This is a genomic window from Enterobacter sp. B79-1 (assembly GCF_057444735.1).
In genome coordinates, this window is the sequence record NZ_JBYAZJ010000007.1 from 13,654 (window position 1) to 27,444 (window position 13,791).

10 protein-coding genes are annotated in these 13,791 nt (G+C 51.7%); all 10 read left to right on the forward strand.

What is annotated here, in order from left to right; translation table 11 throughout:
- Nucleotides 1–149 precede the first annotated feature (149 nt).
- The 10 genes from AC2T6E_RS17800 (at nt 150) to AC2T6E_RS17845 (ending at nt 13,787) form a co-directional block, all read left to right on the forward strand.
- Entirely contained in the window at nt 150–4,022 is a 3,873-nt protein-coding gene (locus tag AC2T6E_RS17800; RefSeq protein WP_486692699.1) for a two-partner secretion domain-containing protein, read from the forward strand.
- 88 nt (nt 4,023–4,110) lie between these two features.
- Complete coding sequence (locus AC2T6E_RS17805; RefSeq protein ID WP_486692701.1) at nt 4,111–5,730, forward strand: ShlB/FhaC/HecB family hemolysin secretion/activation protein; 1,620 nt, start codon at nt 4,111–4,113, stop codon at nt 5,728–5,730.
- Nucleotides 5,731–5,747: 17 nt separating this feature from the next.
- Nucleotides 5,748–6,116: a holo-ACP synthase gene (acpS, locus tag AC2T6E_RS17810; protein ID WP_010427837.1), complete on the forward strand. Its 369-nt coding sequence runs from the start codon at nt 5,748–5,750 to the stop codon at nt 6,114–6,116.
- A 20-nt stretch (nt 6,117–6,136) separates the two neighbouring features.
- A complete protein-coding gene (locus tag AC2T6E_RS17815) occupies nt 6,137–6,892 on the forward strand; it encodes an SDR family oxidoreductase (RefSeq protein ID WP_407065720.1) in 756 nt (251 codons plus the stop codon).
- A 3-nt stretch (nt 6,893–6,895) separates the two neighbouring features.
- On the forward strand, nt 6,896–7,444 hold the full coding sequence (locus tag AC2T6E_RS17820) for a 3-hydroxyacyl-ACP dehydratase FabZ family protein (RefSeq protein WP_010427841.1): 549 nt from the start codon (nt 6,896–6,898) through the stop codon (nt 7,442–7,444).
- A 21-nt stretch (nt 7,445–7,465) separates the two neighbouring features.
- The gene (locus AC2T6E_RS17825) at nt 7,466–7,747 is read left to right on the forward strand and encodes an acyl carrier protein (RefSeq protein ID WP_029484982.1); all 282 of its coding nucleotides are present in this window, start codon (nt 7,466–7,468) and stop codon (nt 7,745–7,747) included.
- Nucleotides 7,748–7,776: 29 nt separating this feature from the next.
- A complete protein-coding gene (locus AC2T6E_RS17830) occupies nt 7,777–8,937 on the forward strand; it encodes an aminomethyl transferase family protein (protein WP_108415637.1) in 1,161 nt (386 codons plus the stop codon).
- Nucleotides 8,938–9,037: 100 nt separating this feature from the next.
- Nucleotides 9,038–11,596 carry a beta-ketoacyl-[acyl-carrier-protein] synthase family protein gene (locus AC2T6E_RS17835; protein WP_089598148.1) on the forward strand — a complete coding sequence of 853 codons (2,559 nt, stop codon included), beginning with the start codon at nt 9,038–9,040 and terminating at the stop codon, nt 11,594–11,596.
- A 4-nt stretch (nt 11,597–11,600) separates the two neighbouring features.
- On the forward strand, nt 11,601–12,818 hold the full coding sequence (locus tag AC2T6E_RS17840) for a beta-ketoacyl synthase (RefSeq protein WP_108415639.1): 1,218 nt from the start codon (nt 11,601–11,603) through the stop codon (nt 12,816–12,818).
- 18 nt (nt 12,819–12,836) lie between these two features.
- Entirely contained in the window at nt 12,837–13,787 is a 951-nt protein-coding gene (locus AC2T6E_RS17845; RefSeq protein WP_108415640.1) for an ATP-binding protein, read from the forward strand.
- The last annotated feature ends 4 nt before the right edge of the window (nt 13,788–13,791 follow it).

Here is a 13,791-nt window from a genome sequence, read left to right on the forward strand (position 1 = left end):
GCCTCAATTCTATGCTCTTAAATTCTAATTAATGAAATGGAAGGAAACCACAGGAGGTCAATCATCATAGGATGTGAAGTAATTATTTAGAGTGGCGAAGTTATATTTCTAAAAGAATGTAATGATTCCGTAATAAAGAGTAGGTAATAATGAAAAGTAAAAAGAATAATGTCTTTCAATTAGAGCTTAAGTGGCACCCTGTTGCCGCTTCGGTTCTGCTCGCTCTGCCATTTGTTGCGCACACAGCAGAGATCAGCATGAAGAACGGTATCGTTGCTTCTGCTGGAAACGTGCCTGTCATTAACATTAACAAAGCCAACGATAAGGGGCTTTCGCATAATGTGTATGACAAGTTAAACGTGGACAAGAACGGTCTGATCTTCAATAACAGTGCTGCAGGATCGAATACCGTTCTGGCAGGCCAGATTCAGGGTAACAGCAACCTGACCTCCGGCTCAGCGAAAGTTATTCTGAACGAAGTGACCTCGAAAAATGCCTCTGCTATTAACGGCATGATGGAAGTCGCAGGTGATAAGGCAGATTTAATTATCGCCAACCCGAACGGTATTACCGTTAACGGTGGTGGTTCAATTAACACCAGTAAATTGACCCTGACGACCGGTACGCCGGATATTCAGAATGACCAGCTGGCGGGTTACTCCGTCAACGGTGGCACCATTACCCTGGGTAAACTGAATAACTCCAGCCCAACTGAAATTCTGTCTCGTAATGTCGTTGTGACGGATAAAGTCACCGCTAACGAGCTGAACGTTGTGGCGGGCAATAACTACGTTAACGCAGCAGGCCAGGTGACCGGGTCGGTAACCGCTGCCGGTACGCGTAATGCCAATAGCATTGACGTTGCTGCGCTGGGCGGTATGTACGCCAATAAGATTAACCTCGTCAGCACCGAAAGCGGTGTCGGCGTCCGTAACCAGGGCGTTATTGCGGGTGGTCTCAATGGGGTCAATATTGACGCCAACGGCCAGCTGCTGAACAACAATGCACGCATTGAGTCCTCTGGTCAGATCAATATCAAAACCAATGGCGCACTGAGCAACACCACCGGGGATATTACCTCCGTCGGCACCATCGCGCTGGACACCAACAAAAACAGTCTCAACAACAGCCGTTCGGGCAACATCTCGACGATGGCTGACCTCTATGTCAACAGCGGCGCTGTCGACAACACCAACGGCAAAATGGCGGCGGCGGGTATGCTGGCGGCCGACACCAACGGCAATACCTTAACCAACTACGGTAAAGGCAATGCGGTTGGGATTGAAGCCGGTATCGTGGCGTTAAAAACCGGTACGCTGAACAACAGCAACGGTCAGATTAAGGGCGGATACGTTGGCCTTGAGTCTGCCGCGGTGAACAACAACAGCGGTTTGGTTGACTCCCTGGGTGATGTGAACGTTGTCAGCGGCGGCAACGTCGACAACAACAGAGGTATGATCCGTTCCGCAGGCGGTTTCACGAAAATCGCAGCCAAAGGTGCGGTCAACAACGGCTCGACCAAAACGGCCGATACCGCCAGCGATGACTCTTTAGGCATTATCGCCGAGAAGGGCGTACAGATTGCGGCGAACAGCATCAATAACAACGGTGGGCAGATGGCGTCGAATGGCGATATCTCCCTGGAAAGCGCCGGCGCTATTGATAACTACTCCGGCAAGCTGAACTCCACCAGCAAAGTGATCGCCAAAGCGGCCTCTATGCGTAACGACAACGGCGGCGTGGCGGGTAAAACCGGCGTTAGCGTTGCGGTGGGTGGCAACATCACGAACTACATCGGCGTTTACAGCTCTGAAGAGGGCGATGTTGCTCTGGCATCCAATGCCCTGAACAACCGCGGCGGCTTCATTATGGGACAAAACGTCTCCATTAATGCCAACGCAGGCGTGAACAACAACACGGCGTTCATCGTTGCAAGCAAAGTATTAAGCGTCACTGCGGGCGATAACATCGAAAACCGCTACGGTACCGATTTCGGTTCAGCATTCGGCACCTACTTCGGTATGCCGCAGCAGAACGGCGGTATGGTCGGTAAAGAAGGCGTTTCGCTCTCCGGGAATTACATCTACAACAACCAGAGCCGTATTGTTGCTGAAGATGGCCCACTGACCCTGCTGGCAAAAGGCAACGTGGATAACTCCCGCGCACTGCTGGTGAGCGGAGGGGATGCAAACATCAAGGTTGGCGGTTCGCTGAACAATAACTACTCCACCCTCTACAGTGCGGGCAACATGGCTATTGATGCCAACAGCCTGAGCAACTACAGCGACGGCGCGCTCGAAGACAACAATGCAACGGGCGTGATTGCGGCGGATAAGAACCTGACCATGAATCTGAAGGGCAGCCTGACCAACTATGGTTGGATCAGCAGCCTGGGCGATGCCATCGTCAACATTCTGAACGGCTCTTTCACCAACCGTAATACCGTTTCTGCTGAGAAATCACTGACGGTATCCGCGCTGACCGGTATCGAAAACCTGAAAGATATCGCCGCTGGCGAGAATCTGGTGGTGAATTCCCAGCGTGGCGTGACCAACAGCTCCAACAGCAACATGGTTGGCGATAAGGTTACGATCACAGCGGGTTATGACATCAATAACCGCGGGAACATCGTTGCTGACAGCAGCCTGGCAATGAGCGCGAAAGGCAATATCTATAACGATCTGAATATGATCAGCTATGGTGACGCGACCTTAAGTGCCAATACCATTGATAACAACTCGCGCAAAATCAAAGCGGTCGGTGATTTAACGCTGACTGCCGCCGGGAACGTGAATAACAGCCGCGGTGAAATCAGCTCTGAGGCTGGCGACGTGACTATCACTGCAGGTGGAACGGTTGATAACTACTACGGTCAGATCCTGTCCGGTAGCGACATTGCCCTGAAAGCGAACCGACTGAATAACGATTACGGTCGGGTTGCAGCAAACGGCAATATCGATCTGGCGCTGACAGGTAATTTCGACAGCAACCGTGGTTCAGTTCTTTCGCAGGCGGGTAACATCAAGCTGGCGGCCAACACCGTTGATAACAACAATGGTCTGATCGCAGGTAAGAACGTTACCGTCGATGCAAAAGGCACTGTGTACAACAACACCGCAATGATCGTGGCGGACAATAAGCTCTCCGTTAACGCGGCAGGGAATATTGAAAACCGTGACGGTAACAACTTTGTTCGTAATCATGGCGAAACCTTCGGCGTGACGGGCGATGTTGGCGGCATGATTGGTCGTGAAGGCGTGTCGCTTTCCGGTCAGAACGTCTACAACAACAACAGCAGCATCATCGCGGATGAAGGTGCGCTGAGCGTGCTGTCCAAAGGGACGCTGGATAACACCCGTGCGATGCTGGTAAGCGGTGCAGATGCTGTTATCAAAGCAGCGGGTACGTTCTATAACAACTATGCTACCACCTACAGCGCGGGCAACCTGGACGTGACCGCAGGTTCGCTGAGCAACTACAGCGATGGCAGCATGGAGAACAACACGGCCACCGGCGTTATCGCATCAGACAAGAACGTTAATCTGACTGTTGATAACAGCGTGACCAACTACGGCTGGATCAGCGGTAAAGGCGATCTGAACTTCAATATCCTGAAAGGTGCACTGACTAACCGCAATGCCATCTCTTCAGGTAACGCACTGGCAATTAATGCCCTGAACGGTGTTGAGAACTTTAAAGACATCGTGGGTGTGACCAGCGCGAAAATTGATACTCAGCGTCATGTGACCAATAACGCCAACAGCAATATCCTTGCGCAGAATATCGCGATTAATGCCGGTACCGACATTAATAACCGCGGTAATATCGTGAGTGATTATACCCTGCTGGTGAAAACAGCGGGCAATATTTATAACTACCTGAATATGGTGAGTTATGGTGTTGCCGGTGTCACCGTCAACAACTTGACTAACAGCGGTAGCAACGCCGTATTTGGCGGCCTGTCTGGTATGGAACTTAATGCAAATAAAGTGACCAATACCGGCGACGTTGTAGGTATGTAATTTGTAAGGTGTAACACAAGGCAGCAGCTATCGCCTGATAGCGCAAAGTCAGAACGAGACCCTGCTGCCTTTTTTTCTGAGAAAGTTAATGAAATCGCGATTTAAATTTTTACCCTTATTGTTGCTGTTAAGTTTTCATGCCTTCGCGGAAGAGGGTATTAATAACCTGATTAAACAGCAGCAAAATGCCGATTTGAATACTTTCAAAGAACAAAAGGTATACCGGCAGGACGTTTATTCCAGTACCGAACGTAAAGTATTCAGGCTGAATGATTTACCGCAAGAAGAGAACTGCTTCACGATTAGGTCTCTGGTTCTTGAAAATGATTTTCTTCAGCGTAAGACCGACAGGGCAATCAAAAAAGAGATCCTCGGCCGCTGTGTAGGCAGTATTGGCGTGGTGAAAATTGCCGCGGCGCTGCAAGATTTTTATATCGATGCGGGTTACATCACCACCCGTATTACGATCCCAACGCAAAACATTGCGTCCGGCACGCTGAAGCTTGACGTGAGTGCAGGGAAAATTGAAAAGATTATTGTCGACAGTAACGACATTAATCCGCTGATGCTGCCTTTTGCGAAAGAAGACATCCTGAATATTCGCGATATTGAGCAGGGGCTGGAAAACCTCCAGCAGGAGCCGGGTGTTGACGTCAAAATCAACATCGAACCGTGCACAAAGCAGGGATATAGCACGATTCACATCAACACGAACCGTGAAAAAAACTGGAGCGTGCGGGCGAGCTATAACAACTGGGGTGTGAAAGAAACGGGGCAGTATCTGACCTCTGCAGTGGGTTACCTGTACAACACTGCCCGCTTCAGCGACCTGTTTTATCTCGCGGGAACAAAAAGCACCAATGGCCGCTATGAAAGTGTGAGTGGTTACTACGCGCTGCCGGTAGGCTACTGGAACTATTCTCTGTTCTACAGCACCAGCAAGTCGCGTCAGACCCTACCGCTTTTCTACACCACCGTGGACTATGCGGGGAAAAGTGATTACGCAAACCTCAAAGCATCACGCATGCTCTACCGGGACAAAACCCACAAGGTGAGCGGCAGCGCCGAGCTGATACGCCGGAAATCTGGCTATACGGTGGAGGGGGAAGAGCTGGTCTTGCAGAAGCGCGATATGGATAACGTCAAGGTTGGCGTTAACTATAAGCAGCAGTTAGTGAATGCTCACTGGGATTCGTCGCTCTCCTGGCAGCGATTCCTGAGCTGGTTCGGGGCGGAACATACGCCCGATATGATCTATGGCAACGTCAGCCCTGTTAGCCAGCTTATTAATGTTGAAAGCAACTATACCCGCCAGCTCGGCGGCAATGTGTATAACGCTTTTTTTTTGGCGCAATACGCGCCGCGCGAGCTGACGCTGCAGGACCAAATGACAATGGGCGACCGGTGGAGCGTGCGCGGGTTTGAAAACAGCGTGGGCCTCACCGGGAACAGCGGATACTACCTGCAAAATACCGTTTATCGTCCGGTGCGGGGCATAGACGCTAACTACTATTTGGGTGTCGACGCAGGCCATATAAGACGGGACAGCCTCTACGGCGAAGAGATTATCATCGGCAGCACAATAGGTATTCAAGGTAACGTCAAAAGCCTGGCGTACGATTCGTCAATCTCCATGCCGGTAAAATACCCGGGCAGCATGGACGTGAATAAATTTAATTTTAATCTGAATGTTTCTTATCAGCTCTGAACAGGGAAGTACGAAAAATGCGTATCGGCACGGACATCGTGGAAGTTTCGCGAATAGAGCGGGCGATAAAAAACTGGCAAACCGATTTTTTACATCGCGTCTTTACCCAACAGGAAAATATAAAAATTAACCGCGAAGACCCGAATTATGAACGAGCCTCGGGATTTTGGGCGGCAAAAGAGGCGGTCGTCAAAGCGCTCGGCTGTGGATATCGCGACGGGATCACCTTTAAGGATATCGAAATTGGCCATGACGAATTGGGGTGCCCCCATTTTATTTTTTCCGGGCGAGTAAAAGAGATGCTTGTCGAAAAGCAGCTCGAGAATGCCTCGCTCAGTATTTCGCATTGTCAGAATTATGCGACTGCCGTTGTCATACTTTATTAACCTAACTATTTGTGAATATTATGTATCAATATAACGATCTTAAGGAAAAGACGGTTCTGGTCACCGGAGCGAGCGGAGATATTGGTCTGGCGATCTGCGCGAAGTTTCTCGATCAGGGCTGCGATGTTTACGCGCTGTATAAATCAAATGCTACGCAGTTAACGGAGCTGAAAGAGACGCATCCGGCGGGCAGCAAGCTGTCTATTATTCAGTGCGATCTCGCCGATCCGCAGAGCGTTTCTGCACTCTGTTCTCACCTGACGGAAGCCGTCGGCAAGCTGGATGTGCTGGTGAACAATGCCGGTATTGTGAAAGACAGCCTCTTTGCCTCAATGAGCTTTGATGATTTCAGCCAGGTGGTGGACACCAACCTGTTCAGTATTTTCCGCCTGACCAAAGAGGCGTTAATGCTGCTGCGTTCTTCAGAAAACCCGGCCATCATCAACGTCGCGTCCATTGCGGCCATTATCCCAAGCGTGGGGCAGGCGAACTACAGCGCGTCTAAAGGGGCGATTCTGGGCTTCACCCGTACGCTGGCTGCCGAGCTGGCACCGTACGGCGTGCGCGTCAACGCCATCGCGCCGGGGATGATTGAATCCAAAATGGTGAAGAAAGTCTCCCGCACGGTGGTGCGCGGCGTGACCGCCTCTATTCCGCTGCGTCGTCTGGGCAAATGTGACGAGGTGGCCAATACCGTCGTCTATTTGGGCTCGACGGCATCCAGTTACATTGTGGGTCAAACCATCGTTATCGATGGCGGCCTGGTGATGCGGTGAGTTATGTCTAAATACGTTATCCCCTCGAAGATCTTTCTGGAAATGGGCGGCTGGCGTCAGCCGCTGCTGATGGTCGACAGAATTGATGACTTCAAATACGGCGAAAATGGCTTTGTGAAGGTGACGAAGCACATCACCTATAACGAGCCTTATCTGCTCGGGCACTTCCCGGACGATCCGATCATGCCCGGGGTGATTATTTCTGAAATCTTTGGTCAGGCCAGTGAGTACCTCTCGTTCCTCACCGATATCTGCGATATCTACAGCGAGACGTACGGCGGTGAACTCAAATCGTTACGCGATATCCATGCGCTCATCACGCGTGATGAGATGCGGGAGATCATCCGCACCCGCCGCGCGCAGGTGCGCGGGGTACTGGCTGCCCAGAATTTGAAATTTAAAGACATTGCCTACCCTGGCGACTCGATTGAAGTCACCAGCAAGCTGGCATTTTCTGATGCTCATGGCTTTAAGCACTATTCCGTGACGGCGAACGTCGGGAAGCGATTAATCAGCCACGGCACCATTATTAATTACCGCGAAAGTAAGTAAACCCCTGAGAGAGTTAATACCATGACAACAATGAAAAATGAAATTGACCAGCGCAAGGATGTGCTGATGACAATTAAAACCGAGATTATTCAGCGTTTAAATATTCAGCGCGATGAATCTCAAATTGATGATGATACAGCCCTGTTTGGCAATGGCTTAAAGCTGGATTCCGTCGATGCAACGGAAATCGTGGTCATGCTGGATAAAGTTTTCGATATTAAAGTTAACGAAAGCGACGATCCTTCTTATATGAGAAGTATCAATAATCTGGCGACGTTTATCATCCAGAAGAAAAAAGCTTAATTTATCTTTGCGAATAACAGGATCCCGTTATGAAGTCTCTTTATGATTTCCATTTGAAAAACAATGCGAAAATGGGCATTTACAACAATGCCAACGTTCCTTCTGCCTATCATGACCCGATGGTGGAATACAAAGCCGTACGTGAAAATGCCCTGCTGGTGGACTATTCACACATGTCCATCGTCAGCGTGATGGGTGATGACGCCTGGGCCCTGGTGAATAACCTGGTCTCTGCCGATGTCTCTATTATTCGTGACGAGCAGGGGATCTACTCTCTGGTGCTGAATGAAGACGGTACCGTCCGCGGCGACGTGTACGTGCTCTGCTCATCCGACGGCTATTACATCCTGTCTGAAAACATCCCGTCATCGGAGCTGATCGCGGGTCTGAATGCCCTTCTGGAAAAAGCCGACGAGCTGGATATTCAGGAAACCCCGGAAATTGCCGACATGCGCGAGCAGAGCTGGGGCGCAATCATGGTTGAAGGGCCTTACTCCTGGGAGCTGATGTCCGAAATCCACGGTTTCGACGTCATCGGCCTGCCTTACTACGAGTACATGAATACCGATAACGAACTGATGGTATTCCGCTGCGGCAAACACGGCGAGTTCGCCTACATGGTTGTGGGCCAGCAGGAACAGCTGCTGGATCAGTGGCAGCAGCTGCTGGAGCACGGTAGCAAATACCAGCTGCAGACCGGCGGGCTGGACTACCAGAAAATTGTGCGTATCGAAAACCCAGGCTGGGATGACGCGCTGTGGGCTGGCTACAACCTTAACCCGGTAGAGCTGCAGCTGCAGTGGGCCGTGCAGTACGACAAAGAAGGCTTTGTGGGTAAAGACGCCGTTGAAGAACTGTCTCACGGTGAAGGCGCGCGCAAGGTTATCGGCATGATCGTCGAAGGGGAATGCGCGGGCATTGCTTCAGGCGACAGCGTGCTGGTTGACGGTCAGGCTGTAGGTAACGTAGTGAAAGCGGTCTTCTCTCCGGCGCTGCAGTGCTTCATTGCGCTGGCACTGCTGGAAAATGAATACGCATGGTCTGATATCAGCGGTTTCGCTATTCAAACGAATACGCAAACCGTCGCGGCAAAAACCAAAGGTATGCCATTTATTTATAACCTGAGCATGCTGGTTAATCCGACTGAGCACAGCTTTATCGACGCGTCTAAAGCGAAAAGCGCGCTGTAATTCATTATTCATCTTTAACAGTGAGTGAGATATCCGTGGGCAATATAACGCCGCGGATCCTTTCTCACTGTTTAGTGTCTGTACACGGTGGTACATAGTTATGAAGACAAACCGGAAACGCGTTGTTATTACCGGGATTGGGATCCTTTCCTCACTGGCAGAAAACCTTCAGGATTTTAGAGACGCATTATTAAATAAAAAAAATGGCGTCACCGACAGCGTGCGTTTTTCAAAATGGTTTGAAAACGCCCGCGCGGCTGAAGTGTTACATGATATTGATTATTCAGAATTACCGGATGACGTTATTGCGTCACTGGATAATGCTGCACTCTGGGCCTATAAGGTCGGTAAAGACGCGCTGAATCAGGCGGGGCTGGCCGAGAACAAAACGCACCTGAAAGAGACGGGCCTGATTGTGGGCGTCTCCTCCGCGGGCACCGAGGCGTTCTTACCGCTGTTTGAACAACGCATGGAAGATTTCTCCCTGCGTAAAGCGCTGTTCTCCGGCGGTTTCTCTTCCTGCTGTTCCAGCGTCTCTACGCTGCTCGGACTGCAGGGCGGGGTTGAACTGGTTGCGACCGCCTGTACGGCCAGCCCTAACGCGGTCGGCATGGCGTTTGACTATATCCAGAACGGCAAAAGCAAAACGATGCTGGCCGTCGGGACAGAGCCGATCTACCTGCCAACCTTCGCCGGTTTTTATGCCCTGAACGTCATGCATCCGGAAGCCTGTACGCCGTTTTCCGGCAACTCCGGCATGTCGATTGGTGAAGGCGCGGGCGCCGTGGTGCTGGAAGAGTACGAGCACGCCGTCGCGCGCGGCGCCACCATTTACGGTGAAATCCTCTCCTACGCCACCTCCTGCGATGCGTTCCACGAAACCGGACCGGATCCGCGCGCCAGCGGTGCCGTACAGGTGATGCATAAGGCGATGGAAAACGCGGGCGTCACCCCGGAGCAGATTGAGTACGTCAACGCCCACGGTACCGGCACTGAAGCGAACGACCGCATCGAAACGCTGGCAATGAAAAAGGTGTTCGCCAACAACGAGAAGCTGTTGGTCAGCTCTACCAAGTCTTACTTTGGCCATAACATCGGTGCGGCGGGTATCGTCGAACTGATCGCGTGTCTGGTGACGCTGCCGGATAACCGCGTTCTGCCGACGCTGAACTTCAACAACGCGCGTCCAAACTGCGATCTGGACTACGTGCCAAACGACTTCCGCGACCAGAAAATCAACCTCTTCATGAAGAACAATTATGCCTTCGGCGGTAATAACTGCAGCATGATTATCAGCATGGAGCCGTGTTCTGTTCCGGTCAGCACCTACGATGAAAAACGCGTGGCAATCTCCGGTCTGGGGGCCGTCTCTGCGATTGGTCACACCGTTAACGAGATCCTCGATAACGTCTGGAAGCAGAACCATACCGTTGAACTGGGCGGCGTCACCTTCCCGGAAGACACGCTGGAAGAGGCGAAAGAGCTGCTGGATGTGCTTGAATCAACCCGTCAGTTTGAGACGCTGTTTGGTGAAGAGTTCAGCGTGCTGACGGCCACCCGTCCGGAAGCGAACGAGCACTTTAAAACCTTCCAGGTCACCGGCCTTGAGCCGCGTAAGCATCTGCGTCGCTTTGACCCGCGTAAAGCCACCCGTGGCGGCACCTTCGCGCTGATTGCGCTGTCCGAAGCGCTGGAACAGGCGAAGCGTAAAATTAAACGTGATGGCGATGCGCTAGGCATGGTGATGGGGATGTCCAGCGGCCCGCAGGAAACCACCTACAAATACCTGCAAAGCCTGAAGCCAGACCCGCGCAAGGTCAGAACCTCTGAGTTCCCGGGCTCGCTGATGAACTCAATCCCGACGTTCTGCGGTATTTCCGAAGGGATCAAGGGCTACACCACCACCCTGGCGACCGGGGAGAATGCGGCATTAGGCGCATTAACCTACGGCTACGAAATCGTGCGTCAGGATCTGCAGCCGCAGGTGCTGGTGGGCGGTGCGGACGAGTATTTCCCGTCGATGTCACTTTATATGGATGCCGTCACCCGCAAGCTCCATATGACCTCTGACGCTCGCGACTACCACATCTACGGTAACGATTCGAAGGGCTACATTCCCGGCGAAGGCGCCTGCATGCTGCTGCTGGAAGATCCGCAGCGCGCCGCAGAGCGTGGTGCTGAGGTGCTGGCAGAAGTGGTCGGTTACGGTAAAGCCTGTAGCAACAGCTACTTCGATGCCTCTCAGCAGGACGAGAAATCCGCCTCCATGGCGCTGGCGATTACCCGTGCGCTGAAGGATGCCGGCGTCACGGCGCAGGAGATCGATCTGGTCTGCGGCACCAGCAACGGCAGCGATGAAAGCTCACGCATTGAAATCGATGCCATCGTTGAAGCCTTCGCTCAGGCCAAACCGGACGTGCCGGTCGTGAACTATAACGCCTGCTTTGGCTTTGTCGCGTCTGCTGCCGGGCTGCTTAACCTGGCCGTCATCATTGACTGTATTAAGAAGCAGGCGGTTCCCGCCATTCCTCATACCGTTGAGTTCTTCGATAAGCGAATCAACTTCGTTCGTGAACCGTTGAAGCTCGCCCTGAAGCACGTGCTGCTGGTGGGCGCGACGGAAGGCGGCAACTACTACGCGTTTGTGATTAAAGGATAATATTGTGGATAATGCCGCTATCATTTCGGGGTTCAGTTCCTGTCTGCCGTTTGCCGAAGACAGTATTCAGCTTATTCAAAATCTGAAGCTGGGCAAACGTGTTGAAAGAAAGCCCTGGTTTAAATCCGACGACGAGGCAATTAAGTGTGGGTTCGATGGCAATAAGCATATTGCCACGCTGGATCATACGGATGATAGCGCATTAGATCTGCTTTATCGTCTGATCGACGATGCACTCGCCCAGGCCGGATTAGATGTTCAATGGCTGGCCGGGTGCAACGCCCGCGTTTATTTAACCGGCATCGGCCCTCGGGTCGATGGCATGGCCTTCAAGAGTTTCTATAACAAAAATGATATTGAAGATATTCATCTGACAAAATCATTAATGACCCTGCACGTCGATAATATGTCGCAGGATCGTATTGCCGGAAATCTTGCGCGTAAATATCACCTGCAGTATTTACCGCCCAATATGAACTGCACCAGTAATTCAGCGATGACGGCGGTGCATTTAGGTTGCCAGGCAATTGAGCATGGCGGCGTTGATATTGTGCTGGTGGTGAACTGCTCAAAAATTAAAACCCAGGATATCTGGTTCCTCGATACCCAGTCGATGCTGGATACGCACCTGGTCCAGCCGTTCGGTGAAAATAGTAAAGGCGTGCTTTTTGCTGAGGGATACAGCGCGATCCTGCTGGAAAATGCGCGCCACCGACGCGCCAGAAAAGCTGGGCATGGGATACGACTGCAAACCACCTACACGCAGATCAGTGCCGGAAGAAGCAATGACAGTTCCTGGCTCAGCACCAATGTATTAAAGGTGATGCAGGCCGCGATGAAAAAAGCGGACCTCAGCACGGAAGATCTGTGCGCGATTATGCCGCACGGCAACGGCTCATCCATCAGTGATAAAGCGGAAGCAAAGGCGATAGAGGTCTTTGCTGAGGGAAATACCCTTCCGGTTCTCGCCTATAAAGGCCAGATTGGCTATACCGCCACCGGCTCAGGCATCGTCGATTTAATTATTGGTCACCATACGTTATCGCAGAAAGAGCTGATTTCACCCGTGGGCAACGACGCCATTATTGATAGCGTTGCGCAGCATGTTGTTATTGACCGCGGCATCATTGGGCACCACAAAAACCATCTGCTTAAGGTAGGGGTTGGCGTGGATGGTTCAATTATCGGTGCCGTGATGTCTGATATTCATCGAGGCCTTTGAACGATTATGGAGAGCCCTATGTATTTATCCTCATTTTCGCTTATTGAGCCGGAAGATAAATTTTATTTCTATCAACCCAGCTGGTTAAACGCCTGGGAAGCACACTTATACAATAAGGCGATGAAATCCACCCATGCTCATGGCTGGGGATTAAAACGTTTTGGTACGCAGCCGGATCTCTATCCCGGTGAAATGATCCGTAACCCGCAATATCAAAAATACCTTGAGGCGATGGAGCAGGCGGCGGATGACGCGCTTATGGCGCTGCCCACAAAAGAGCGGATGCGGTTATTGAAGCAGCGCACGGCATTTATTTATGTCGACGCCTGGGGGGAATCCGGGCCGTTTGAGAATATTTCCAGCGCGCTGCATATCTCAACGATCGACACGCTGCCCAAAAATCTGGTCAAGAAATTCTCGGTTAACGCTCCCACCTGCAAGCTCCGCGGTGAGAAGCAATCCTTCGTGCAGGCCCTCAGCCTGGCCAACGACTACCTGAGCTGGGATGTCTTTGATTTTGTCGTGATCTGCACGGCGTACCGGGCGATCCCGATCCTGGTGTTTTCTGATGAAGACATTGCCCTCAAGTGGGGAGAGAAGCGTAAAGGCAAGGCCGAAGACGTCAATTTAACGGTTGAACGCGCCGGGTGTTTCATCTTCAGCCAGCAGGAAAGCGCTATCCGGGTGAAGGGTGGGCAGTACGTCATGGCCGATGCCATCGAGCACACCCAGGTTCCCGAACAGATTGCATTTTCGGGCCTGCGCAAAGACCTGCTGTCTCGCTCGACGTTGCCCGCGAAGAACACGCTGGATCTGGTTGATCTCTACGGTGCCAGCGGCTGCCTGACTCCAGCGTTAAGTTTTGCCTGGCTCAAACAACACGCTGATTTTTCGGGGCGATTAAGAACCATCGTTCCCGACAAGCAGTTTGGTTACAGCTATTTCGACATTGAATATTGCAAGGAATAACGAC

Bases quoted from the DNA above. Each gene is read 5' to 3' on its own strand.
- AC2T6E_RS17800 (WP_486692699.1), top strand. From the start codon at position 150: ATGAAAAGTAAAAAGAATAATGTCTTTCAATTAGAGCTTAAGTGGCAC.
- AC2T6E_RS17805 (WP_486692701.1), top strand. From the start codon at position 4,111: ATGAAATCGCGATTTAAATTTTTACCCTTATTGTTGCTGTTAAGTTTT.
- acpS (WP_010427837.1), top strand. From the start codon at position 5,748: ATGCGTATCGGCACGGACATCGTGGAAGTTTCGCGAATAGAGCGGGCG.
- AC2T6E_RS17815 (WP_407065720.1), top strand. From the start codon at position 6,137: ATGTATCAATATAACGATCTTAAGGAAAAGACGGTTCTGGTCACCGGA.
- AC2T6E_RS17820 (WP_010427841.1), top strand. From the start codon at position 6,896: ATGTCTAAATACGTTATCCCCTCGAAGATCTTTCTGGAAATGGGCGGC.
- AC2T6E_RS17825 (WP_029484982.1), top strand. From the start codon at position 7,466: ATGACAACAATGAAAAATGAAATTGACCAGCGCAAGGATGTGCTGATG.
- AC2T6E_RS17830 (WP_108415637.1), top strand. From the start codon at position 7,777: ATGAAGTCTCTTTATGATTTCCATTTGAAAAACAATGCGAAAATGGGC.
- AC2T6E_RS17835 (WP_089598148.1), top strand. From the start codon at position 9,038: ATGAAGACAAACCGGAAACGCGTTGTTATTACCGGGATTGGGATCCTT.
- AC2T6E_RS17845 (WP_108415640.1), top strand. From the start codon at position 12,837: ATGTATTTATCCTCATTTTCGCTTATTGAGCCGGAAGATAAATTTTAT.